The organism is Neisseria sp., from assembly GCF_041804105.1.
GTDB lineage: Bacteria > Pseudomonadota > Gammaproteobacteria > Burkholderiales > Neisseriaceae > Neisseria.
Genome location: NZ_JBHCJY010000118.1, coordinates 1 through 22,175, shown reverse-complemented (window position 1 = coordinate 22,175; position 22,175 = coordinate 1). Strand labels below are relative to the sequence as shown.

The following is a 22,175-nucleotide window of genomic DNA, read 5'->3' as shown; positions in this document are numbered from 1 at the left end:
GTTTGTGATGAACACCGCCGAAGAAATCCGCGAAGCCATCAACGATTTCAACAGCGGCCGCTTCGGCAGCATTCATTAGCAAATCGACCATAAACCTGCAAATGGGACAGGCCGTCTGAAAAGGTTTTCAGACGGCCTGTCCCATTTCCCGGTACGGCTTCAATCCAGCGCAAACAATCCGCTGCCGTGCCGTTTCAGCCATGCTTTCGCGGCGGCGGTGTGCGGCGTGTGGCGGTTGACGAGCGCCCAAAAGCGCGGGCTGTGGTCGGGGTGCGGGATGTGGCAGAGTTCGTGGACGCACACGTAGTCGATGACGGCATCGGGCGCGCCTATCAAACGCCAGTTCAGGCGGATACCGCTGCGGCGGCACACGCCCCAAAACGTTTTGGCGTTGCTGAGCGCAACGGCGGCGGGGTGCAGGTTCAGACGGCCTGCGTGTTGCAGCAGACGCGGCAGCAGGATGTTTTCGGCCTGCGCGGTCAGGAAGCGGCGCAGGTGCTGCTTTTGCTGCGGCCAGCTTTGTTCGGGCAGCAGGATGTGCGGCGCGGCGACGGCGATATGGGTGGCGGCATGGTGCTGCAAAATATGCGGCGTGCCGCGGAACCAGACGGTTTCGGGACGGACATCTTCCCGCGGCGGCGGAGTGCGGACCAGAGTTTGCCGCAGCAGGTGTTCGTGTCCGGCCAGCCATTGCCTGAGCTGCCCGTCACGCAGGAACGGGGGAACACTGATGTGGATGCCGTTTGCTTCCGTCGGGCGCAGGATGATGTTTTTTCTAGCGTTTCGGGTGAGGCGGACAGTAACGGTTTGGCCGTCTGAAAGGGTGTATGAGAAATTCATGGCATGCGGCGGGAAGGTCAGACTTCGCCCAAATAATACAGCAGGCCGTACACGATCACGGCTGCGCCGCCCAAGAGAATCGCGGCACGCACGGGAACGGAGAAGCCGTCGGCGGCAAGGCTGCGGTTGAAAAAGAAACCGCCGCCGACAAGGGCGGCAAGGGCGAAAATAACGGCGGACAAGGTGTCTTGTTGGTGTTCCATAACGGTCGGGGCGCGGTTGGTGATGATTGTTCGGGCGGGTGCGGCGGCAGAGCCGGTTATGTACCGACGAAACGGAGTGCGGGAAAACCGTCATCTGGGCCGTCGGCAGGCAGCCGTTTCGGCTGTGCCGCATTGCGGTGCAGCCCGGATTCAGGCACGGATTCCCGTCTGCACGGGCATATCGGCACATATTCCGTACATATTTTTCAGACGGCCTGATTCGGCATCAGGCCGTCTGAAAAATATGTACGCGCAAATCCGAACAATGCGGCAGACGGTTACGGCACGCTGCCTGACCGCCTGCGGACGGATGGCTTTTTGCCAAGCGGATGCGGTTGCCGTTCCGACCGTCAGGGCAGGCTGTTGCCGCCACGGTACGGGACAGGCCGTCTGAAAACGTTGGCTGCGTTTGGATTATGCTGATGCTTAATATTTCGTTATTCCCGCGCAGGCGTAAATCCGTATTTCATATTCACAAGTGATTGATTCACAAGAATTGTCAATACAACACCTGATGCCGAACATGGATACCCGCCTGCGTGGGAATATCGGCATATTTTCCAGATAATGTTCAGACGGCCTGATGTGCCGCAAGCCGTCTGAAAATAAATGTGCGAATCCGAAAGTGCGGCAGACAGCGCAGCCCTACGGACTGACGGTCGCCCGCTACGGACAGGCCGTCTGAAAACGTTTTGCTATTCCGCGGCGGTGCGTTTGGCGGCAAACGGCCCTGCCCCGCCGATTTCCTGCTGGCGGGCTTCAATCCAGTTTTCGCATTGCGCCGTCAGCGCGTCGGCTCCGCCGCTGCCGTGGGCGATGGGTGTGCCGATGACCACGGTGATTTCGCCCGGGTATTTCCAAAACGAGTTTTTCGGCCAGAATTCGCCGCTGTTCAAAGCCACGGGCACGATGTCCATTTCAAACATTTTCGCCATGCGCGCCGCACCCTGTTTGTATTTGCCGCGTTCTCCGGGCGGAATGCGCGTGCCTTCGGGGAAAATGGCAATCCAAAAGCCTTCTTTTTTGCGCGCCAAACCCTGTTCCATCAGTTCGCGGTTGGCTTGGGCGCGGTTGCTGCGGTCGATGCCGATGGTTTTGGCGATTTTCAGACCCCAGCCGAAAAACGGGATTTTGAACAGTTCCCTTTTCGCCACAAACACTTGCAGCGGAAAAATCTCCTGAAGCGCAAGCGTTTCCCAGCCACTTTGGTGTTTGGCGCAGATAATCGACGGTTCGGCGGGGATGTTTTCCGCGCCGATGACGCGGTATTTCAGGCCGACGACGTGTTTCAGCGTCCACAATAAAGTGCGCGCCCATGCGCGGCCGACTTTGTTCGCGCCCTGCGGCACGAGCGCGGCGGGCAGGCCGATAAAGAACATCAGCGGGGCGGTCAGGACCAGGACGAGCCAGTAAATCAGGTTGCGGATATAGAACATGGTTTTTCTTCGGGCATAACGGTTGTACGGACAATGACGGAGGACGGGCGGTCAGTTTTCAGACGGCGTGCCGTCCTGCACGATGTATTGGGCGAAGGCCAGCAGGTTGTCGAAAACCTGCGTATCTTCGGGCAGTTCGCTTTCGTGTTCGGCCAGCGTTTTTGCGCCCTTCCCGGTCAGCACCAGCGCGGATTTGCCGCCTGCGGCAGCCATGGCCTGCAAATCGCGCAGGCTGTCGCCCACCAGCCAGGTTTCGGCGGCATCGGCATTGAATCGCGCCAGAATGTCGCGAACCATACCGGGCTTGGGTTTGCGGCAGTCGCAATTGTCGGCGGCGGTGTGCGGGCAGAACCAGATGCCGTCGATTACGCCGCCGGCCTGCTGCACCAAACGGTGCATTTTGGCGTGCATTTCGGTCAAATCCTGCATGGAGAAATATTTGCGGCCGATGCCGGACTGGTTGGTGGCAACGGCCACGGTGCAGCCCGCTTCGGTCAGCAGGGCGACTGCGTCCATGCTGCCTTCTATGGGTACCCATTCGTCGGCGGATTTCACAAAGTCATCGCGGTCGTGGTTGAGCACGCCGTCGCGGTCGAGAATAATCAGTTTCATAAGTTCAACGGGTTGGATGCGGACGGGAAACGGCCGTTTTCAGACGGCCTTATTTCAAGCCGGCCCGCCAGTTGTCGAAGGCCGTCTGAAAAATGGGGGCGAGACGGGCGTAGGTTTCGGCGGTATCGGGCACGGCGTAGAAACCGCCGTTTTCGGGCGTATTGAGCGTGTACACATAATCCGACATAAAGTTGCCGTAGCCGTCTTCTTTGTCGTCGTAGTAAAAATCGGCGAAACGGCGGCCGGTGTCGGTAAAGTCGTCGGGCGTGAGCGCGCCGCCCATGTGGATGAGCAGGAACTGCGCGCCCGTGATGATGCCCTGCTGCATGGCGGCGAAATCGGAAGCGGTTTCCGGCGCGCTCTGCCAGACGGGATTGGCCAGGCCCTGCGATACGGCCCATGCCCAAAACATCCCCATGTGCGTGGCCGCGTTTTCGGCGGGCAGTTCGGCAGGGTAGTCTTCGTCGAAATGGAAGCGGACGTCGTCGTACATAACGGAACATTCGGGTGGAGAAGCTGCGATTATAGCATCCGCCCGCCGCCGCTTGCGGGCGGCGTTCGGAAAACACAGGCGAACAATTTGGCAGACAAGCGTTCCCGACGGCCGCAATACCCGTTCCGACACATTCATCCGTGCCTGCCCGCCCGCGTTCACCCGCGTTCAGACGGCATCCCCCGACAGGCCGTCTGAAAACCGCTCCAAGCCATGCCGTCTGAAAACAAATCCGCTAAAATACGCCTTTTCCATTTTCAGACGGCCTCTGTATATGTTGGTACTCGGCATCGAATCCTCCTGCGACGAAACCGGCGTGGCACTCTACGACAGCGCACGCGGCCTCGCCGCCCACAAACTGCACACCCAAATGGCGATGCACGCCGAATACGGCGGCGTCGTACCCGAACTGGCCAGCCGCGACCACATCCGCCGCCTGGTTCCGCTTACCCGCGAATGCCTGCGCGAAGCGGGCAAAAGCTATGCCGACATCGACGCCGTCGCCTTTACGCAAGGCCCCGGGCTGGGCGGCGCACTGCTCGCGGGCGCAGCCTACGCCAACGCGCTCGCGTTCTCGCTGGGCAAACCCGTCATCCCCGTCCACCACCTCGAAGGCCACCTGCTCTCGCCCCTGCTCGCCGACGACAAACCGCAGTTCCCCTTCATCGCCCTGCTCGTATCCGGCGGCCACACCCAATTCATGGCCGTCCGCGGCATCGGCGACTACACGCTATTGGGCGAAAGCGTGGACGATGCCGCCGGCGAAGCCTTCGACAAAACCGCCAAACTGCTCGGCCTGCCCTACCCCGGCGGTGCGAAACTCTCCGAACTGGCGGAACAGGGCAGCGCAGGCGCGTTCGAGTTCCCCCGTCCCATGCTGCATTCCAACGACCTGCAGATGAGTTTTTCCGGACTGAAAACCGCCGTCCTGTCCGCCGTCGAAAAAGTTCAGGCCGAACACGGCGGTATCCCCGAACCCGTCCGCAACGACATCTGCCGCGCCTTCCAAGACGCCGTGGTCGACGTGCTCGCCGCCAAAGCGCACAAAGCCCTGCTCGACACCGGCATGCGCACGCTGGTGGTGGCCGGCGGCGTCGGCGCCAACAAAAAACTGCGCGAAACCCTGACCGCACTGACCGTCCGCCCGCCGAAACAAGACCGTCTGAAACCCGCGCCCGAAGCCGTAAAAGTCTATTTCCCCCCGCTCGAATACTGCACCGACAACGGCGCGATGATTGCACTCGCCGGCGCAATGCGGCTGGAAAACCGCCGCGAAACGGGCGGCTTCACCGTCAAACCCAGATGGCCGCTGACGGAGATTGTGAAACAGGCCGTCTGAAAAACATCCGTCCAACCATTCGTTTAAACGGCCTTCGCCCGAATATTCCGCGTACGGTTACGCCGCTTCGGATGACCAACCATACCCACATTGACCAAGCCGTCTAAATACTCCGTAGGTACGGTTAGCCCGCCACAGCGGGCGTAACCGTACACAACGCCCGTCTTTAACCACCCACATTCCAATGCCGTCTGAAATCGACGGTTACTCTCGAAAAATGCTTTCCACCCAAACAGTTGCTTCCACCAACCATTCGTTCAGACGACCCTTCCCCGAATATTTTGCGTACGGTTACGCCGCTTCGGGCGGCTAACCGTACCTACATTGACCAAGCCGTCTAACATATTCCGTAATATTCCGTAGGTACGGTTAGCCCGTTACAGCGGGCGTAACCGTACACAACGTCCGTCTTAACCGTCCACATTCCAATATCTTCTGAAAAATGCCGTCTGAAATCTGCAACCGCCCCTGAAAAACGCTTTTCACCCAAACAGTTGCCGCCGCAGAACACGGATTCCCCTTACATGAGAATGACGGCATTCGGGTATTTCAGACGGCCTTTGCCGTTCCGTCCGGCTCTGTCAAACTACGTTATAATCTGCCCTTTCCCTGCCCGAAATGCCCGTTATGAAATGGTTTACCCGCATCCGCACCATCTGCCGCACCGTTTACCGCCACGGCCTGATTGAGCCTGCCGCCGCCCATGTCCGGCAGGGTTGGCTGCGTATGCTGCTGAACGCCGTGCCGCGGCCGGATGCCGCCGCGGGTACGCCCGTACCCGTGCGCCTGCGGCAGGCTTTGGAAGAACTCGGGCCGATTTTCGTGAAATTCGGGCAGGTTTTGTCCACCCGCCCCGACCTGATTCCGCCTGCGTATGCGGCGGAACTGGCGAAACTGCAGGACAAAGTTCCGCCGTTTGATGCGGATTTGTCGCGCCGCCAAATCGAAGCGGCTTTGGGCAGGCCGATTGGCGAACTGTATGCCGAATTCGAAACCGAACCCGTGGCCAGCGCATCGGTGGCGCAGGTGCACAAAGGCCGTCTGAAAAGCGGCGAAGCGGTGGCGGTGAAGGTATTGCGGCCGAACATCCAGCCCGTTATCGAGCAGGATTTGGCCTTGATGAGGCTGGGCGCGGGCATCGTTGAGAAACTGTTTGCGGACGGCAAACGCCTGAAACCGCGCGAAGTGGTGGCCGAGTTCGACAAGTACCTGCACGACGAACTCGACCTGATGCGCGAAGCGGCCAACGCCAGCCAGCTCGGGCGCAATTTCGCCGGCAGCGACATGCTGATTGTGCCGAAAGTGTTTTACGACTATTGCAGCCGCGACGTGCTCACGATTGAATGGATGGACGGCACGCCCGTGGGCGACATCGCCGCGCTGCGCGAAAAAGGCATTGATTTGAAACAGCTTTCCCGCTACGGTGTGGAAATCTTCTTTACCCAGGTGTTCCGCAACGGCTTTTTCCACGCCGACATGCACCCGGGCAATATCCTCGTGGCCGACGACGGCCGCTACATCGCGCTTGATTTCGGTATCGTCGGCAGCCTGACCGATTACGACAAACGCTACCTCGCCATCAACTTTCTCGCTTTCTTCAACCGCGACTACCACCGCGTCGCCACCGCCCACATCGAAAGCGGCTGGGTGCCGCCCGACACCCGCGCCGAAGAACTCGAAGCCGCCGTGCGCGCGGTGTGCGAGCCGATTTTCAACAAACCGATTTCCGAAATTTCCTTCGGCATGGTGCTGATGCGCCTGTTTGAAACCAGCCGCCGCTTCAACGTCGAAATCCAGCCGCAGCTCGTTTTGCTGCAAAAAACCCTGCTCAACATCGAAGGCCTCGGCCGCCAGCTCGACCCCGATTTGGATTTGTGGGCCACCGCCAAACCGTTCCTGACCAAATGGATGAACGAACAGGTCGGCCCCAAAGCCTTTTTCGAGAGCCTGAAACACGAAGCCCCCGACTGGGCGCAAATCCTGCCCGCGCTGCCGCGCAAACTCAACGCGTTGGTCGACGAAACCCGCCAGCAGGAAATGCGCGACGCGTATATTCATCTGGTGAAAATCCAACAGCGGCAAAGCCTGTGGCTGGCGGTGATCGCCATGGCTTTGGTGTTGCTGCTGTTGTTCAAATAAAGCGGGCGGTATGGCCAAGGCCGTCTGAAAAGTTTTTCAGACGGCCTTATATTGTCCCATTGAAGGGGTATTTCTTAACCCATCCCCACATTAGGCTGCGGTTCAAATGCCACTTTCGGTTACTGTTGGCAGCTATGCCGTCTGAAAACGGCTGCCTGTATCCAAAATACCGCCTCCGCCGTCATTCCCGCGCAGGCGGGAATCCAGACGTTTCCGGCTTCGGATAGCTGTCGGCAAAACAACCTGTTCCGACCGTTTAGATTCGGAGCTTGGTTCATTTTCAAGAAACATCCTTCCACAACCATTCAAATTCGGATTTCGGCATTTTTCAGGAAAACAACCGTTTCTCGACATTCAAATCCGGATTCCCGCCTGCGCGGGAATGACGGGGTTACGGAGTGCAGAATGAAATCGGTAAAACATCCAGGCCGTCTGAAACTTAAATTCAGACGGCCTTTCATCATGTTTCCCAATCCGTTCAAAACGTTTTCGACAATTCTACAAATGCTCTGTTTTTGCTGTATTCGTAATATTTGTCGTTGCTCCATGTGCGGTTGTGGGTAAAGGTAAAGCGCGGGGTGATGCCTTTGTAGTGCAGGGCGCGGTGCCACAGCGAGACCGATGCGCCGAATTCTTTATCTCGGCGTTTGGCATCGCCCGACAGGAGGCTCGGTTCATAATGATGGCGTTGCGCGGCATTCAGGTTCAGGCGGGTGGAAATGCCTTTCGGCCATTCCTGTCCCCATGCCGCGCGCAGGCTGTAGCGGTTGAAACTTTCCGAACGGTCGTCGCGGTTGCGCTCCTGATACAGGTCGGCTCCAACGAGCCAGTATTGCTGCGGATTGCGTTGGAACAGCAGCGATGCGCTGACAAGACGGTTGTTGCTGTCGAAACGTTCGTACCTGCTGTTGTTCAGACGGCCCAACTCCAGCGCGGTCAGCGTTTGCAGGCGAGGGGTCTGCCATTTGTTCCAATGCAGGCGCGCGCCGTTGGTATAGCTGTAAGCACGGTTGCCGTAGATGCGGCGTTCGTGAAAGGGCGTGATGCCGATGTCGCTGCGCTGGTCGGCATGGCCGAAGCCTGCGGAAACGCGCGCGATGGTGTCGTTGTATTCGGAATATTCGGGATAGTATTTGCCGTAAACATCCGCACCTGCGGTGGCGTAAAAGCCTTTATCCAGCGAAAACTTTTTCTCCGTTCCCGCCTGATAGTTGACGGCGGCGGCATCGATTTGCGCGGGGAACGTCCAACCGCGCCAGCAATCGTCGGCAGGATCAACCTGCCTTGCCAGCATACAGGCCTGCTCGTCCAGATAGTTGCCCAAATGCTGCTGCTCCGGCGCTTGGTTGATGTTCTGTTCGTGCGTGATGCTCAAGCCTGCCTGAAACTGCCACGCATCGCGTTTGCGCAAAGCCTCGCGGTATTGCTCGATGCGCTGTTTGACCGCCGCAGGATAATCCATGCCCCTCAGCCGGTCGAACTGGTCGGCGGCCGCTTCGTTCTGGCGGTCTTCAAACAGCGCCTGCGCCAATTGAAGCCGCAACACAGGCGAATCGGGGGTATCCGCAACCAGCTCCCGATAATGGGCCACCGCCCTGCCCGAATGCCCGTCGGCCTGAGCCAGCAGGCCGCGGGCGAATTTCGCCAACGATCGGTCGTGTTTCGGCCATTTTTCGTATGTCGGCAACACGGCGCGGATGCCCGCAATGTTTTGCGCCACCACCGCCGAATACATTACCCGCTGCAACAATTCAGGATGGGCGGCCAGCATCGCCGCATCCACCGTCAGCACTTTTTCCTGCTTGGTTTCAGGCGGTACTTCGGGCACTTTTTCCTCTGCCGCAACCTGCGGTTCGGCGGCATGGATTTTCAATTCCGGCTCAGGCGGGCGCACTTCGGCGGCCTGCGGCGGATTTTGCGCAAACGCCGGCCATGCCGCCGCCAGCGCGATAAAAGGTAAGACGTTTTTGTTCATATTGTTATATTGAGCGGTGTTTGGTTAAAAATAATTGCAATGTATTTCAAAACAGACGGGACTGCGGCTGTACATCCTGTTGAGATTTCAGGCCGTCTGAATGCGTTCCGTACGGTTACGCCGTCTGCGGACGGCTAACCGTACCTACGGTACTTAATTCAAGTTTGTCCATTAAAGTGTGTCCACCATGCCGTTTTCAGACGGCGTGCCGTACACAGCCATAACCGCAAACAGGCCGTCTGAAAAGTTCTAAACCGTCATGCCCGCGCAGGCGGGAATCCAGATGTTGGGGGTTAAGTATCAGTCGGAAAAACAAGCGGTTCCGCACGTTCGGGTTTTGATTTCGGCATCCTCGGCAGAAGCAACCTGTTTCCGAACGTTTAGCCGGATTCCCGCCTGCGCGGGAATGGCGGCTGTGGAGAAACCTGCGGCTCTCTATTATTGTAAAAACCGCCCGCGTGTCCACGGGCGGTTTCCAGTTGGCGGGATTATTGGCGTTTCGCGCCGTAGCCGCCGATCAAGTGGCCTGTGCCGTCTGAATTTTTCAGGCTGTAAGTACCACCGATTTCGGCTGCGTTGGCACCGTAGAACTTACCGTTCAACACGCCGCTCATGCCGTTGCCTGCCGTAACTTTGCCGGTAAACAGGTTGCTGTTGGACCAGGCCGCCGTACCTTTCATGTTGTAGCTGTTGTCGGCCGTGCTGGTGCGGACACCGTTGTGCAGGGTGTGGAAGTGCGAATTGGACGTGGTGAAGCTGACGCCTTTTTTCGCAAAATCAGCCACGGCTTTGACATCGCTGGTCAGCTGTTTGGTGCCGTCCGGCTGAACCAGATAGGCAGTTGACAGACCGTTATACGTTGCCGTGCCGCTGGGCGGCAGGGAAGCGAACGGGGTTTCGTCGCCCAAGCTCTGATAGCCGTGAATCACGCCGTTTTTCGGATCGATGTAGTGCGCGAAGGTTTGGTATGTCCAACCTGCCGCTGCGGAATCATGCAGGACGACGCGGGTGCCGTCTGTAAATTGAACGATATATACACCGTCGAATTTTTTATCGAACACCAAGCCGTTTTTGTCTTTTTTGAAGTAGGCCAAAGAATCGACTGTGTCTTTGGTAACGCCGACCAATGCTTCACGGAGCGCACGGTAGTTGTCGTAGGATTTCTGCAATTCATCCACTTTGGCTTGAGCTTCTGCTTGAGCAGCAGCATCTGCGGCAGATGCCAATGCTTTTTTGGCTGCTTCCAAATCGGTGTAGAGCGTTTCGATTTTGGCATCGAAATTGGCTTTGCCGAATGCGTAGTTTGAACCTTCAACCGCACCTGTCTGTTTGCTGACATCTTCTGCGGAAGTTCCGCCGGAGAATGCTTTGACAATCATCGAGCTGGGAGTCGTAAAGTTGACTTGGGTGGCTGCGCCTGCAACCGTATTGTTGGTAATTACCACACCGTCCAATTTCACTTCGGCATTCTGGTTAAATTCCAACGAGCTGATTAAGCCGCCTTGGTTGTAGGTAAAGTCGTGTTTCGCATCGATATTGCGGAGTTGTACGTTCGGGTTGTTTTGCTGTGCGGTTGCGGAAGAAATGAAAGAGGTATGCAGCGGCGTGGGCAGGTTCAGAGGGGCAAGCGGGGCGTTGTCGCTGATTTCGCCCGCTGCGGGGGCGGCGGGGTTTCCGGCTGCGGTATTGCCGGACGCGGTGTTGCCCAGTTTGTTGGCGGCATCAATCAGGCCTTGCAGTTTGTCGGTATTGGCTTTGCCCACGAGTGCTTTGCTCTCGCTGTTCAGGGCATTGAAGGCGTTGAGTGCGGCGGCTACTTTGGCGACATCGGCTGCGGTAAGGGCTTCTGCGGAAGGCAGGGCTTCAATCTGTTCGATGACAGTACGCGCGCTTTTGGCGTTGTCGATAATGGCGTTGCTGGTGGATGCGGTGGAAGGAGAACCGCCACCACCGCAGGCGGTTAAAACGGCGGCGCAAAGTGCGGTCAAAACGATGGCTTTGATTTGGTGTTTCTTAGACATGATGTTTCCCTGTGGTTGGTGGTCGCCTGCCGCCTGCGGTTTCCCCCTTGCGGCAGACAAGCGCGAATCTTGATGGAATAAAACGCTGTGATTATAACGGGCTTTGTTTACACAAACTAACTTATTTTCCATTTTGCATGATTCGGGCGGATTTTATGTCGGGAAACAGCCACACTGCATTTTCAGACGGCCTGTTCCTTATTTTGGCTGGCGAAACGCTGTGTTTTGAAAATCCTGCCCCTTTGTGAAAACGATTCGGGTAGAATGCGGGGTTTGTGTTTAAGGCCGTCTGAAAAAATATGACTCCGCAAAAATCTTCCAAAGCGTTTTACTGGCTGCTGGCCCTGTTTGCCGTCGGCTTCGACCAAGTGACCAAACTGGCGGTTTTGGATTCGTTTCAATTCGCCGAACGGCGCAATATTGTGCCCGACTTTTTCGACCTGACTCTGGTGTACAACACGGGCGCGGCGTTCAGTTTTCTGGCGGATGCGGGCGGTTGGCAGAAATATCTGTTTTTGGGGCTGGCGGTGGTCATCAGCGCTTATCTGGGGCGCGAAATCATGCGCGACGGCTTCGGCAAATGGGGCAAAATCGGTGCGGCGATGATTATCGGCGGGGCGTTCGGCAATGTTATCGACCGCCTGCTCTACGGTCATGTGGTGGATTTTCTGCTGCTTTACTGGAAAGACTGGTTTTACCCCGCATTCAATATTGCCGACAGTTTCATCTGCGTGGGCGCGGTGCTGCTGGTACTCGACGGTTTGAAACAGAAAAAGCCGGCAGACAAGCATACGCCGTCTGAAAACGAAAGAACCTTATGACTCGGAAAACCATCGTTTTGGCCAATCCGCGCGGCTTCTGCGCGGGCGTGGACAGAGCCATCAGCATTGTCGAACGCGCGCTGGAAGAATTCGGCGCGCCGGTGTATGTGCGCCACGAAGTGGTACACAACAAATTTGTCGTCGATAACCTGCGCGAAAAGGGTGCGGTGTTTATTGATGATCTGGCGGATGTTCCCCCGGGGGCAACGCTGGTTTATTCGGCACACGGCGTATCCAAGGCGGTGCAGGCCGAAGCCGCCGAGCGCGGGTTTCAGGTGTTTGACGCCACCTGCCCGCTGGTTACGAAAGTACACAAAGAAGTGGCGCGTCTCGACGAGCAGGGCTACCAAATCATCATGATCGGCCACAAAGGCCATGTGGAAGTGGAAGGCACGATGGGCCAGCTTCCCGCAGGCAAAATGCTGCTGGTGGAAACGGTGGCCGATGCGGAAGCGGTGGTTCCCGACAATCCCGACAAATTGGCTTATGTGAGCCAGACCACGCTGTCGGTAGACGAAACGAAGGACATCATCGCCGTATTGAACGCCCGTTTTCCCAATATCAAAAACCCGCACAAAGAAGACATCTGCTACGCCACCACCAACCGCCAAAAAGCCGTCAAGGATTTGGCGGAAGAATGCGACATCATCATTGTGGTCGGCTCGCCCAATTCTTCCAACAGCAACCGCCTGCGCGAAGTCGCTTCCGTACGCGGCGTGGATGCCTATATGGTGGACAATGCAGGCTATCTGCAACAGGAATGGTTTGCAGGAAAAACCAAAGTCGGCATTACCGCCGGCGCATCCGCTCCTGAAGTATTGGTGCAGGAAGTGATTGAAACCATTAAAAATTGGGGACACGAAACAGTGAGCGAAAGCGAAGGCACGGAAGAAAGCATCGTTTTCGTGCTGCCCAAAGCGTTACGCAAGGAACAATCTGCAAACAAATCTTGACACAGTAAATTTTCTGCTTTAGTATTGCGTTTCTTTCCCCGATAGCTCAGTCGGTAGAGCGACGGACTGTTAATCCGCAGGTCCCTGGTTCGAGCCCAGGTCGGGGAGCCAAATACCAACGCCCTGAATCTTGATGATTCGGGGCGTTTTTCCGTTTGCGTTTTGTTCGGACATGGTTTTTTGGTTTCAGGCATCCTGCATTTATAACGGTGCTTTAAATACAATTTTCGATGCAACAAACTCCTCCTTACCCAAATACGGATTTCAGACGGCCTTTGCCGCCGTTTCTGCTATCATGGCCGTCTGAAAATCCGTATGAAAGGCACCTTCATGAATGCAAAAAACCTGAAAATCCTGGTTCTCTATTACAGCCAAAACGGCAGCACCCGCAACTTGGCGCTCGAAATCGCCAAAGGCGTGGAGAGCGTGGCCGGATGCGAAGCCGTTTTGCGGACCGTACCGAAAGTTTCCGCCGTGAGCGAAGCGGTAGAAAGCGACATTCCCGACAGCGGCGCACCCTATGCCACGGCAGACGACTTGAAAACCTGTGCGGGACTCGCCCTCGGCAGCCCGACCCGTTTCGGCAACATGGCCGCCGCCGTGAAATATTTTATCGACGGCACCATCCCGCAATGGCTCGGTGCGGAATTGGCCGGCAAACCCGCCACCGTGTTTACCAGCACATCCAGCCAGCACGGCGGACAGGAATCGACGCTGCTCACCATGATGCTGCCGCTGCTGCACCACGGCATGATCATCAGCGGCATTCCGTTTACCGAAACGGCTTTGAGCCATACCCAAAGCGGCGGCACGCCCTACGGCGCATCGCACACGGCCGGACACAACGGCAATGCGGCCCTGACCGCCGACGAACAGCAACTGGCCTTCGCGCAAGGCAAACGGTTGGCGGAACTGGCCGTCAAACTGGCTTAAACGCTCCGTACACCAAGGCCGTCTGAAACGGGTTAAACCTTTTTCAGACGGCCTTGCCGTATCTGTATCATCCTTCGCGCCCTTTTCCCGAAAACGAAAACCCGACAAACCGCCGTCTGAAAACGCCACCCGATTCGACGCAAAGCCGCAAACCCTGATTTTTAGGCGTTCCGTTTGATATTCGCAGCAGAATGGATAATAATGTCCGAAACAGGAATAGGGTTACTATCACCTGATTGAAACTTATTATCAGATAAAGAAAATTATGGAAAAAACCTCTCTTTCCGCCATTCTCAAAACCATTTCCCACCCCGAACGGATGGAAATCTCGCTGCTGCTGCTCCACAGCGACCGCAGCATCAGTGAGCTTGCCGACGAAACCGATTTGTCGGCCTCCACCGTGTCCAAACACCTGACCAAAATGCGCAACGAAGGGATTGTGGACTTTACCCGCTACCACCGTGTGCTCGAATACCGCTTGGTTTCCAGCGAAGCCACTGCCATGCTCAACACCATCGAAACGTTGCGCAACGCTCCGACACAGGTCGCGTAAACACCATCAGGCCACGGCTTTGCGCAGTTTCGGACAAGCCAAACCGTTGTCCGTAAAGGCCGTCTGAAATGAAAATCTTCACTTTTCACGCAAATTATCCGTCGCTCTCGAAGGCCGTCTGAAAAAATTCAGACGGCCCTTCACATTCCGCAAATTACGGCTGGCCGTTTCGTTAAAGCCTGACGTTCTTTCCCAGCCCGAAACCGCCACGGTTCGGACAGGCAATCCGATACGGCTTGATACATTCCAACCGTATGCCCAATCCCAAACAACGGCAGGCCGTCTGAAAAGCCCGCCTGCCTACCCGACACGCCCTGTAAACAATGATAAACTTGCCGTTTCCTCACACCCGAACACCACAGAGAACGCCATGAAAATCACCACCTGGAACGTCAATTCCCTCAACGTGCGCCTGCCGCAGGTGCAAAACTGGCTGGCCGATCGGCAGCCCGACGTACTGTGTCTGCAGGAACTCAAGCTCGACCAAGACAAATTCCCCGCCGCCGCGCTGCAAATGATGGGCTGGCAAACCGCATGGAGCGGCCAAAAAACCTATAACGGCGTCGCCATCATCAGCCGCCTTCCGATTGAAGATGTCCACACCGGCCTGCCCGCCCTGCCCGACGATCCTCAGCGGCGCGTCATCGCCGCCACCGTGGGCGGCGTGCGCGTCATCAACGTGTACTGCGTCAACGGCGAAGCACTCGACAGCCCGAAATTCCAATATAAAAAAGAATGGTTTGCCGCGCTCACCGAATTTGTGCGCAGCGAACTTGCCCGCCATGAAAAACTCGTTCTGCTCGGCGATTTCAACATCGCCCCTGCCGACGCCGACTGCTACGACCCCGAGAAATGGCGCGAACAAATCCATTGCTCGTCCGTCGAACGCGAATGGTTCAAAAACCTGCTCGATTTGGGGCTGACCGACAGCCTGCGCCAAATCCACCCCGAAGGCGCGTTTTACACATGGTTCGACTACCGCGGCGCGATGTTCCAGCGCGGCTTGGGTCTGCGCATCGACCACCTGCTGATTTCCCCTGCCCTGTCCGCCGTGTTGAAAGACGTTCAAGTAGATTTGGAGACCCGTGCGCTGGAACGCCCCAGCGACCACGCGCCCGTATGGGCCGAATTTGATTTGTAACCGGCAACACCATGCCAAAGGCCGTCTGAAATGTTGTTCAGACGGCCTTTTGTTTGTCGGATATTGATTCAGATGGTTGGCACAACTCATTGATCAAATTGGTTGGATTGTGTTGGTAAGCAACCGGCAAAACCGGTTTCTCCAACTTCCGCCATAAGCCGATAAGCCGACACGGGTTCATATGAGAAAAAACGAAAGGCCGTCTGAAAAAACTTTCAGACGGCCTTACTGCCTGTTTGATTTCGCAGTTTCCGTTACAACCGCACTTTTCAGACGGCCTCGGGCAGTTTTAAAAACGTATCGCGGTAATAACGCATTTCCTCGATGCTTTCCAAAATATCGTCCAAAGCCTGATGCGAACCGCGTTTCACCACGCCTTTCGCCACCGCCGGATGCCAGCGTTTCGCCAGCTCCTTCAGCGTCGAAACGTCCAGATTGCGGTAGTGGAAATACGCTTCCAAACGCGGCATGTATTTCACCATAAAGCGGCGGTCTTGGTGCACCGAATTGCCGCACATCGGCGTGGCTTTTTCGGGAATCCACTCGGCCATAAAGTCCAGCAGTTTCTGCTCGACTTCCGCCTCCGTATAACGCGACTCGCGCACACGTTGGGTCAAACCCGTGCGGCCGTGGGTAGCAGTGTTCCACTCGTCCATCGCGTTCAAAACCTCGTCGCTCTGGTGGACGACATACACTTCCGACTGCGCCAACACGTTCAAATCCTGGTCGGTAATAATCACCGCCACTTCGATGATTTTGTCGGCCTTGGGGTTCAGGCCGGTCATTTCCATATCGAGCCAGCAGAGATTGTTTGCGTTTTGGGGCATTTCAGACGGCCTTTTGAATAATCTTAACGGCAGTATTATAAAGGATTTATAAAAGCGATGCCGTCTGAAAACCAGGTTTTCAGACGGCATCGTTATGTTTGGGAAATAAAGTGCAGGTTGGGTTGCAAACCCGACAGGCCGTCAATTTTTTGGAAATGTTGGGTTTATCAACCCAACCTACCTTACTTTCAGACGGCCTTCGGATTATGTTCAACTCAAAATCGCAATATAGCGTTCCAATTCGGCTTTTTCATAAGCGGCAATCAAACCGCACAACATTTCGGGATTGCCGCCGCTTCGGTGGAAATCGTCGAAACAGCGGTAATATTGCAGGCGGTCGGCGAATTTGATGTCAACGGGCAGATAGCCGTGTTTGAGCAGCTCCAAATTCAGCAACAACCTTCCCGTACGCCCGTTTCCGTCGATAAAGGGATGAATGCTTTCAAAACGCAGGTGCAGCCAGGCGATGGCGGCAATCGGGTGGATTTGCGCCAGCTTTTCCTGATAATCGGCCAGCATCCGGTGCATTTCTTCTTCGATAAAATGCGGCGCAACCGGCTCGTTTTCCGCACCGAGTATACGCACGGGAATGCTGCGGTAACGGCCGCGGTGTTCCGCCGCCCCCATCAGCACCAGCGCATGAATATCCTTAATCGTGCGTTCGCTCAAAACCTCCTGCTGCGCCACGGTGTCAAACACAAATTGAAACGCGTCTTTAAAGCCGATGATGTCCAAATGCTCGCGCAAGGGCTTTTCGGCGATGGTGATGCCGTCGTTAAGAATCAACGCCGTTTCCCGCAACGTGATGGTATTGCCCTCAATCGCGTTGGAATTGTAGCTGCTCTCGATGATGAATTCGTCCCGCAACCGCTTTAATTCGGCTTGCGTGAGCGGACGTAACGCAGCTAAACGGGCTTTAAGGGTGTCGATTTCTTGGAGAATGGTCATGCTTGTTTGGTTTAGATAGTGAATGTGTTTATTATAGAAAGGCCATCTGAAACAGGCAAATGCTGTTTCAGACGGCCTTTCATTTCAGTCAGGCTGTTTTTAAAACAACCCGCTAATCACCCCGTTCTCATCCACATCAATCTTCTCCGCCGCAGGCACTTTCGGCAGGCCGGGCATTTTCATCATGTTGCCGCACAGGGCGACGATGAAGCCTGCGCCGGCGGATACGGTGATGCCGCGCACGCTGACGGTGAAGCCTTCGGGTTTGCCGAGCAGTTTGGCGTTGTCGCTCAATGAGTATTGGGTTTTCGCCATGCAGATGGGCAGTTTGTCCAAGCCGAGTTTTTCCAGCGAGGCGATTTCGGCGTTGGCTTCCGCGCTGAATTCGACATCGGCTGCGCCGTAGATTTTCTGCGCGATGGTGCGGATTTTGTCTTTAATCGGCAGGTCAGTTTCGTAGGCGAATTGGAAACGGTTTTCCTGCGTTTCGATGGCGTTGACGACTTTTTGCGCCAAATCCGCGCCGCCTGCGCCGCCTTTGCCCCACACTTCGGCCAGCGAAACTTCTACGCCGTGTTCGGCGCAGGCCGTCTGAACCAGGGCGAGTTCGGCATCGGTGTCGGAAACGAAGCGGTTGAGTGCGACGACCACGGGCAGGCCGAACACGTTTTTCAGGTTGCCGATGTGTTTCAACAGGTTGGGCAGGCCTTTGGCCAGCGCGTCGAGATTTTCTTCGCCCAGATTGGCGCGTTCCACGCCGCCGTTGTATTTGAGCGCGCGCACGGTGGCGACGACCACGGCGGCATCGGGTTTGAGTTCGGCCAAGCGGCATTTGATATCGCAAAATTTTTCCGCGCCCAAATCCGCGCCGAAACCGGCTTCGGTAACGGCGTAGTCGCCCAAATGTTTGGCCAGACGGGTGGCGATGACGGAATTGCAGCCGTGGGCGATGTTGGCGAACGGGCCGCCGTGCACGAATGCGGGCGTGCCGGCGATGGTTTGCACCAAATTCGGCTTAATCGCGTCTTTCAGCAAGGCCGCCATCGCGCCGTGTGCCTTCAAATCGCGCGCGTAAACCGGGCTGCCGTCTTTGGCGTAGGCCACGAGAATATTGCCCAAACGTTCTTTCAAATCAACAATATCCTTGGCCAAACAGAACACGGCCATCACTTCGGAAGCCACGGTAATGTCGAAACCGTCGGGGCGCATCACGCCGTCCACGCTCTTGCCCATGCCGTCGATGATGTTGCGCAACTGGCGGTCGTTCATATCGACCACTCGCCGCCACAGCACGCGTTTCGGGTCGATGTTCAGCTCGTTGCCCTGATAAATATGGTTGTCGAGCATGGCCGCCAAAAGGTTGTTGGCCGCACCGATGGCGTGGAAATCGCCGGTGAAGTGCAGGTTGATGTCTTCCATCGGCAAAACCTGCGAATAGCCGCCGCCTGCCGCGCCACCCTTCACGCCGAACACGGGGCCGAGCGACGGTTCGCGCAGCGCAATCACGGCCTGTTTGCCGATATAGTTCAGCGCGTCGGCCAAACCGATGGTTACCGTGGTTTTGCCCTCACCCGCCGGAGTGGGGTTGATGGCCGTTACCAAAATCAGACGGCCTTGTTTTTTCGGCAGTGCGAACGCATCGGCAGGGTTGATTTTGGCTTTGTAATGGCCGTAGGGTTCGAGTTGGCCGGCGGCCATGCCGAGCTTGGCGGCAATATGGGCAATCGGCTGCATGGTTGCGGCTTGGGCGATTTCGGCGTCGGATTTGAAGCTCATGGGATTTCCTTTGGAAACAGGTGGGAACAGGGGTATTATAGCTTTATATGAGAATGAACCGCATCTGAAAAAATTGCGGCGCAACATGGATTCGGTTCATGTTCCGAGTTATCCGAACCGCCCGAAAACGGCCTGACGCCGTCTGAAAAACACCACTACGCAACCAACCGCCCCCCACCGACGAAAGGAAACCGCCATGACCGCACACACTTGGTTTTACTGGGCACTCGCTTCCGCCTTTTTCGCCGCACTCACCGCCGTCTTCGCCAAAGCAGGCCTGCAGGGCATCGATTCCGATTTCGCCACCTTTATCCGCACGCTGGTCATCATCGCGGCTTTGGCGGCATTTCTGACTTATGCCGGCAAATGGCAGAATGTCGGCGGTTTTACGGCCAAAAACTGGATTTTCCTGATTCTCTCCGGCTTGGCCACCGGCGCATCGTGGCTGGCGTATTTCAAGGCACTGCAACTGGGCAATGCCTCGCAGGTTGCGCCCGTGGACAAATTCAGCCTGGTGCTGGTGGCGCTGATGGCGGTGGTATTTCTCGACGAACACCCGAGCAAACAGGAATGGATAGGCTTGGGGCTGGTAACGGCAGGCGTATTGACGCTGGCATTGAAACGCTGAAACCCGCCCGCTACAAAAACAGCAAGGCCGTCTGAAAAACATTTTTCAGACGGCCTGATGCTTCATTCTCTATCTGACCTTGGGTTCAGCCGGAAAGTCCACAAATCGGCATTTTACACGCCAAACCGTTCTTCAAATTACCCGTTTCACCCACTTTCAGACGGCCTTACCGATAACGGCCGCCAACGCTTCCAAATAGCGCGCATCGTCTTCATCAAATGCCGAATGCGTATCCGCATCGGCATCCAACACCCCGAAACACCGCCCTGCCCCGTCAAACAGCGGCACCACGATTTCCGATTTCGACAACGACGAACAGGCAATATGGCCGGGATATTTGTCCACATCGTCCACCACCAGCGTTTTCCCCGCCGCCCAAGCGTCTCCGCACACACCACGCCCGTAGGGAATCCGCGTACACGCCGCCGGCCCTTGGAACGGGCCGAGCACCAGTTCGCGCCCGTCGGCATCCACCAGATAAAAACCCACCCACAACCAGCCGAACGCCTGTTTCAATACAGCGGCGGTATTGGCCAGATTGGCGGTCAGATTGGCCTCCCCCTCAATCAGGCTTTCGATCTGCGGCAGAATTTCCCGATAAACCGCAGCCTTGTCCCCGGCATTCAGATTCAGTTCGAACATTTTTCAGACGGCCTTTCAAAACAGATTTCAGACGGCCTTATTGTTGGCTTTTGCACAAGATGCGTCAAGCCCGTCGTTTTCTCGTTTCGATATAAACATATCAAAACGGCTTTCCCGCCCTAATCCGTAAAAGGCCGTCTGAAAACGCCGTACAGCTTTTTAAGATATTCACAATACCCTTCACTCCCACGGCGCGCTTATTGCCAGATGCCCGAACATCCACTAAACTACATCCCGCTACACCAAACACACAAACCGTAATAGATATGGAAACCGATATGCAGTCTGAAAACACCATGTGGCAGCAGAAATGGGTTATCGGCAACTGGAAAATGAACGGCCGTCTGCAAAACAACAACGCACTCATGCACCGTTTCCGCGTGATGCCCACCGTCGACAGCGTACTCATCGGACTGGCCGCACCCACCGTTTACCTGCTGCAACTGCACAACGCCATGCAGATTGTACTCAACAACCGCATCCTGACCTGCGCCCAAGACGTCAGCAAATTTCCCGACAACGGTGCCTACACCGGCGAAGTGTCCGCCGAAATGCTTGCCGACATCGGCACCGACATCGTCCTCATCGGCCACTCCGAACGCAGCCTGTATTTCGGCGAAAAAAACGAAATCCAACGGCTCAAAATGGAAAACGTACTCAACGTCGGCCTCATACCGCTGCTGTGCGTCGGTGAAAGTCTCGAAGAGCGCGAAGCAGGCAGGGAACAGGAAGTCATTGCCGACCAGCTCTCCATTCTCAAAGGACTGAACACGAAAAACATCGCCGTCGCTTACGAACCCGTTTGGGCCATCGGCACGGGCAAAGTCGCCACCACCGACCAAATCGCCGCCATGCACGGCTTCATCCACAAAGAAATCTTGTCATTGTGCGGCAATGATGTTAATATCCGCATCCTTTACGGCGGAAGCGTCAACGCAAACAATGCAGCGGCTATCTTCGCCGTACCCTATGTGGACGGAGCTTTGGTAGGCGGCGCATCCTTGTCTTACGAGTCGTTCGCAGCCATCATCAACGCCGCACAAGAAGCTTAAGAAACCGACATGGAAGCCTTTAAAACCGTTATCTGGATTGTGAACATCATCTCCGCTTTGACCATTATCGTGCTCGTCTTGCTCCAGCACGGCAAAGGTGCGGATGCGGGCGCAACGTTCGGTTCGGGTTCCGGCAGTGCACAAGGCGTATTCGGTTCGGCAGGCAACGCCAACTTTCTCAGCCGCGCCACAGCCGCCGCAGCCACCGTTTTCTTTGCAACCTGTATGGCGATGGTGTATATTTACTCCAATACAAACAGCCACGGTTTGGATTTCAGCGATGTGCAGCAAAGCGCACCCGCCACATCCCAACAGGCTCCCGCCAACAGCACGACACCCGCAGCTCCTCAGCCGCAAAAATAAAGGGTAACGCAGATTCAAGTTTATGCCGACATGGTGAAATTGGTAGACACGCTATCTTGAGGGGGTAGTGACCCTAGGTCGTATGAGTTCAAGTCTCATTGTCGGCACCATCAAAAGAAAAACCGTCTGAATTTCAGGCGGTTTTTTTACGTCTATCTATTTCCGTATAACCGCTGTCAGCTAAACACCCGAACCCCGTAAAACAAACCGAAGGATGCTGATTAGATCACAACATTTTGCGATGGTTTTCCAATGTATCCTGTCTGACTGTACGGAAAAAGTATCCACTGGAAAACTGCCGCATTATTTTTGACTGCGTGGGAATATTGTGTTGACAGCATATATAGCAAATAAACATATTATTCGATACAATTCCACCATGGCCTATTCACAAGACTTCAAACAACTCGTGCTCAAAAAACTCCGTCAAGGATGGACGATTCGTAGAGCCGCAAAAGAATTCGGCATCGCCATCTCCAC

General features: G+C 56.0%; 23 protein-coding genes and 2 tRNA genes. 14 read left to right on the top strand and 11 right to left on the bottom strand.

What is annotated here, in order from left to right; genetic code table 11:
• Window positions 1-7: 7 nt before the first annotated feature.
• On the top strand, window positions 8-79 hold the full coding sequence (locus tag ACEYDX_RS10260; protein WP_373741923.1) for a hypothetical protein: 72 nt from the start codon (window positions 8-10) through the stop codon (window positions 77-79).
• An 80-nt stretch (window positions 80-159) separates the two neighbouring features.
• Here ACEYDX_RS10260 and ACEYDX_RS10255 read toward each other — a convergent pair whose 3' ends face one another.
• The 5 genes from ACEYDX_RS10255 to ACEYDX_RS10235 form a co-directional block, all read right to left on the bottom strand.
• Window positions 160-840, bottom strand: coding sequence for a M48 family metallopeptidase (locus tag ACEYDX_RS10255; protein WP_373741921.1), 681 nt, complete (start codon window positions 838-840; stop codon window positions 160-162).
• Between the two features lie 17 nt (window positions 841-857).
• Window positions 858-1,043 (bottom strand): hypothetical protein, encoded by a 186-nt coding sequence (locus ACEYDX_RS10250; RefSeq protein WP_373741920.1) that lies wholly within the window; start codon window positions 1,041-1,043, stop codon window positions 858-860.
• Between the two features lie 695 nt (window positions 1,044-1,738).
• Window positions 1,739-2,479 carry a lysophospholipid acyltransferase family protein gene (locus ACEYDX_RS10245; protein ID WP_373741919.1) on the bottom strand — a complete coding sequence of 247 codons (741 nt, stop codon included), beginning with the start codon at window positions 2,477-2,479 and terminating at the stop codon, window positions 1,739-1,741.
• Window positions 2,480-2,530: 51 nt separating this feature from the next.
• A complete protein-coding gene (gene gmhB, locus ACEYDX_RS10240; RefSeq protein ID WP_373741918.1) occupies window positions 2,531-3,091 on the bottom strand; it encodes a D-glycero-beta-D-manno-heptose 1,7-bisphosphate 7-phosphatase in 561 nt (186 codons plus the stop codon).
• 49 nt (window positions 3,092-3,140) lie between these two features.
• Window positions 3,141-3,584, bottom strand: coding sequence for a cell surface protein (locus ACEYDX_RS10235; protein WP_373741917.1), 444 nt, complete (start codon window positions 3,582-3,584; stop codon window positions 3,141-3,143).
• A gap of 274 nt (window positions 3,585-3,858) precedes the next feature.
• Here ACEYDX_RS10235 and tsaD point away from each other — a divergent pair, with 274 nt between their 5' ends.
• The 3 genes from tsaD (at window position 3,859) to ubiB (ending at window position 7,062) form a co-directional block, all read left to right on the top strand.
• On the top strand, window positions 3,859-4,923 hold the full coding sequence (gene tsaD, locus ACEYDX_RS10230) for a tRNA (adenosine(37)-N6)-threonylcarbamoyltransferase complex transferase subunit TsaD (RefSeq protein WP_373741922.1): 1,065 nt from the start codon (window positions 3,859-3,861) through the stop codon (window positions 4,921-4,923).
• 184 nt (window positions 4,924-5,107) lie between these two features.
• On the top strand, window positions 5,108-5,236 hold the full coding sequence (locus ACEYDX_RS10225) for a hypothetical protein (RefSeq protein ID WP_373741916.1): 129 nt from the start codon (window positions 5,108-5,110) through the stop codon (window positions 5,234-5,236).
• A gap of 314 nt (window positions 5,237-5,550) precedes the next feature.
• Window positions 5,551-7,062 (top strand): ubiquinone biosynthesis regulatory protein kinase UbiB, encoded by a 1,512-nt coding sequence (gene ubiB / locus ACEYDX_RS10220; protein WP_373741915.1) that lies wholly within the window; start codon window positions 5,551-5,553, stop codon window positions 7,060-7,062.
• A 478-nt stretch (window positions 7,063-7,540) separates the two neighbouring features.
• Here ubiB and ACEYDX_RS10215 read toward each other — a convergent pair whose 3' ends face one another.
• Together ACEYDX_RS10215 and ACEYDX_RS10210 are read right to left on the bottom strand one after the other, a co-directional pair.
• A complete protein-coding gene (locus ACEYDX_RS10215) occupies window positions 7,541-9,037 on the bottom strand; it encodes a surface lipoprotein assembly modifier (RefSeq protein ID WP_373741914.1) in 1,497 nt (498 codons plus the stop codon).
• Between the two features lie 488 nt (window positions 9,038-9,525).
• Window positions 9,526-11,058: a transferrin-binding protein-like solute binding protein gene (locus ACEYDX_RS10210; protein WP_373741913.1), complete on the bottom strand. Its 1,533-nt coding sequence runs from the start codon at window positions 11,056-11,058 to the stop codon at window positions 9,526-9,528.
• Between the two features lie 299 nt (window positions 11,059-11,357).
• Here ACEYDX_RS10210 and lspA point away from each other — a divergent pair, with 299 nt between their 5' ends.
• From lspA to xth, 6 genes are all read left to right on the top strand, one after another.
• Window positions 11,358-11,879, top strand: a complete 522-nt coding sequence (gene lspA / locus ACEYDX_RS10205; RefSeq protein WP_373741912.1) for a signal peptidase II — start codon at window positions 11,358-11,360, stop codon at window positions 11,877-11,879.
• Window positions 11,876-12,832, top strand: a complete 957-nt coding sequence (gene ispH, locus ACEYDX_RS10200) for a 4-hydroxy-3-methylbut-2-enyl diphosphate reductase (protein WP_373741911.1) — start codon at window positions 11,876-11,878, stop codon at window positions 12,830-12,832. Before lspA ends, ispH begins: the two co-directional genes overlap by 4 nt.
• 35 nt (window positions 12,833-12,867) lie before the next feature.
• A tRNA-Asn gene (locus tag ACEYDX_RS10195) sits at window positions 12,868-12,943 on the top strand.
• Between the two features lie 219 nt (window positions 12,944-13,162).
• Entirely contained in the window at window positions 13,163-13,765 is a 603-nt protein-coding gene (gene wrbA, locus ACEYDX_RS10190; RefSeq protein WP_373741910.1) for an NAD(P)H:quinone oxidoreductase, read from the top strand.
• A 265-nt stretch (window positions 13,766-14,030) separates the two neighbouring features.
• Window positions 14,031-14,318 carry an ArsR/SmtB family transcription factor gene (locus tag ACEYDX_RS10185; protein ID WP_373741909.1) on the top strand — a complete coding sequence of 96 codons (288 nt, stop codon included), beginning with the start codon at window positions 14,031-14,033 and terminating at the stop codon, window positions 14,316-14,318.
• A gap of 370 nt (window positions 14,319-14,688) precedes the next feature.
• Complete coding sequence (gene xth / locus ACEYDX_RS10180; protein ID WP_373741908.1) at window positions 14,689-15,459, top strand: exodeoxyribonuclease III; 771 nt, start codon at window positions 14,689-14,691, stop codon at window positions 15,457-15,459.
• Between the two features lie 269 nt (window positions 15,460-15,728).
• Here xth and orn read toward each other — a convergent pair whose 3' ends face one another.
• From orn to ACEYDX_RS10165, 3 genes are all read right to left on the bottom strand, one after another.
• On the bottom strand, window positions 15,729-16,286 hold the full coding sequence (orn, locus tag ACEYDX_RS10175) for an oligoribonuclease (protein WP_373741907.1): 558 nt from the start codon (window positions 16,284-16,286) through the stop codon (window positions 15,729-15,731).
• Between the two features lie 210 nt (window positions 16,287-16,496).
• Complete coding sequence (locus ACEYDX_RS10170; protein ID WP_373741906.1) at window positions 16,497-17,234, bottom strand: Fic family protein; 738 nt, start codon at window positions 17,232-17,234, stop codon at window positions 16,497-16,499.
• A 99-nt stretch (window positions 17,235-17,333) separates the two neighbouring features.
• Window positions 17,334-19,010, bottom strand: coding sequence for a formate--tetrahydrofolate ligase (locus tag ACEYDX_RS10165; protein WP_373741905.1), 1,677 nt, complete (start codon window positions 19,008-19,010; stop codon window positions 17,334-17,336).
• 196 nt (window positions 19,011-19,206) lie between these two features.
• On the opposite strand from ACEYDX_RS10165, the gene ACEYDX_RS10160 reads away from it, so the two are divergent.
• A complete protein-coding gene (locus ACEYDX_RS10160; RefSeq protein WP_373741904.1) occupies window positions 19,207-19,638 on the top strand; it encodes an EamA family transporter in 432 nt (143 codons plus the stop codon).
• A gap of 156 nt (window positions 19,639-19,794) precedes the next feature.
• Here ACEYDX_RS10160 and ACEYDX_RS10155 read toward each other — a convergent pair whose 3' ends face one another.
• On the bottom strand, window positions 19,795-20,280 hold the full coding sequence (locus tag ACEYDX_RS10155) for a GAF domain-containing protein (RefSeq protein WP_373741903.1): 486 nt from the start codon (window positions 20,278-20,280) through the stop codon (window positions 19,795-19,797).
• Between the two features lie 278 nt (window positions 20,281-20,558).
• Between ACEYDX_RS10155 and tpiA the strand changes: the two genes are divergently transcribed.
• From tpiA to ACEYDX_RS10140, 3 genes are all read left to right on the top strand, one after another.
• Window positions 20,559-21,332 (top strand): triose-phosphate isomerase, encoded by a 774-nt coding sequence (tpiA, locus tag ACEYDX_RS10150; protein ID WP_373741902.1) that lies wholly within the window; start codon window positions 20,559-20,561, stop codon window positions 21,330-21,332.
• A 9-nt stretch (window positions 21,333-21,341) separates the two neighbouring features.
• Window positions 21,342-21,695 (top strand): preprotein translocase subunit SecG, encoded by a 354-nt coding sequence (gene secG, locus ACEYDX_RS10145; protein WP_373741901.1) that lies wholly within the window; start codon window positions 21,342-21,344, stop codon window positions 21,693-21,695.
• 24 nt (window positions 21,696-21,719) lie between these two features.
• A tRNA-Leu gene (locus ACEYDX_RS10140) sits at window positions 21,720-21,805 on the top strand.
• Window positions 21,806-22,175 lie beyond the last annotated feature (370 nt).

What these genes read in the sequence shown, in the direction of transcription:
- ACEYDX_RS10255 (WP_373741921.1), bottom strand. Translation starts at nt 840, where the DNA reads ATGAATTTCTCATACACCCTTTCAGACGGCCAAACCGTTACTGTCCGC.
- ACEYDX_RS10250 (WP_373741920.1), bottom strand. Translation starts at nt 1,043, where the DNA reads ATGGAACACCAACAAGACACCTTGTCCGCCGTTATTTTCGCCCTTGCC.
- ACEYDX_RS10245 (WP_373741919.1), bottom strand. Translation starts at nt 2,479, where the DNA reads ATGTTCTATATCCGCAACCTGATTTACTGGCTCGTCCTGGTCCTGACC.
- gmhB (WP_373741918.1), bottom strand. Translation starts at nt 3,091, where the DNA reads ATGAAACTGATTATTCTCGACCGCGACGGCGTGCTCAACCACGACCGC.
- ACEYDX_RS10235 (WP_373741917.1), bottom strand. Translation starts at nt 3,584, where the DNA reads ATGTACGACGACGTCCGCTTCCATTTCGACGAAGACTACCCTGCCGAA.
- tsaD (WP_373741922.1), top strand. Translation starts at nt 3,859, where the DNA reads ATGTTGGTACTCGGCATCGAATCCTCCTGCGACGAAACCGGCGTGGCA.
- ACEYDX_RS10225 (WP_373741916.1), top strand. Translation starts at nt 5,108, where the DNA reads ATGCCGTCTGAAATCGACGGTTACTCTCGAAAAATGCTTTCCACCCAA.
- ubiB (WP_373741915.1), top strand. Translation starts at nt 5,551, where the DNA reads ATGAAATGGTTTACCCGCATCCGCACCATCTGCCGCACCGTTTACCGC.
- ACEYDX_RS10215 (WP_373741914.1), bottom strand. Translation starts at nt 9,037, where the DNA reads ATGAACAAAAACGTCTTACCTTTTATCGCGCTGGCGGCGGCATGGCCG.
- ACEYDX_RS10210 (WP_373741913.1), bottom strand. Translation starts at nt 11,058, where the DNA reads ATGTCTAAGAAACACCAAATCAAAGCCATCGTTTTGACCGCACTTTGC.
- lspA (WP_373741912.1), top strand. Translation starts at nt 11,358, where the DNA reads ATGACTCCGCAAAAATCTTCCAAAGCGTTTTACTGGCTGCTGGCCCTG.
- ispH (WP_373741911.1), top strand. Translation starts at nt 11,876, where the DNA reads ATGACTCGGAAAACCATCGTTTTGGCCAATCCGCGCGGCTTCTGCGCG.
- wrbA (WP_373741910.1), top strand. Translation starts at nt 13,163, where the DNA reads ATGAATGCAAAAAACCTGAAAATCCTGGTTCTCTATTACAGCCAAAAC.
- ACEYDX_RS10185 (WP_373741909.1), top strand. Translation starts at nt 14,031, where the DNA reads ATGGAAAAAACCTCTCTTTCCGCCATTCTCAAAACCATTTCCCACCCC.
- xth (WP_373741908.1), top strand. Translation starts at nt 14,689, where the DNA reads ATGAAAATCACCACCTGGAACGTCAATTCCCTCAACGTGCGCCTGCCG.
- orn (WP_373741907.1), bottom strand. Translation starts at nt 16,286, where the DNA reads ATGCCCCAAAACGCAAACAATCTCTGCTGGCTCGATATGGAAATGACC.
- ACEYDX_RS10170 (WP_373741906.1), bottom strand. Translation starts at nt 17,234, where the DNA reads ATGACCATTCTCCAAGAAATCGACACCCTTAAAGCCCGTTTAGCTGCG.
- ACEYDX_RS10165 (WP_373741905.1), bottom strand. Translation starts at nt 19,010, where the DNA reads ATGAGCTTCAAATCCGACGCCGAAATCGCCCAAGCCGCAACCATGCAG.
- ACEYDX_RS10160 (WP_373741904.1), top strand. Translation starts at nt 19,207, where the DNA reads ATGACCGCACACACTTGGTTTTACTGGGCACTCGCTTCCGCCTTTTTC.
- ACEYDX_RS10155 (WP_373741903.1), bottom strand. Translation starts at nt 20,280, where the DNA reads ATGTTCGAACTGAATCTGAATGCCGGGGACAAGGCTGCGGTTTATCGG.
- tpiA (WP_373741902.1), top strand. Translation starts at nt 20,559, where the DNA reads ATGCAGTCTGAAAACACCATGTGGCAGCAGAAATGGGTTATCGGCAAC.
- secG (WP_373741901.1), top strand. Translation starts at nt 21,342, where the DNA reads ATGGAAGCCTTTAAAACCGTTATCTGGATTGTGAACATCATCTCCGCT.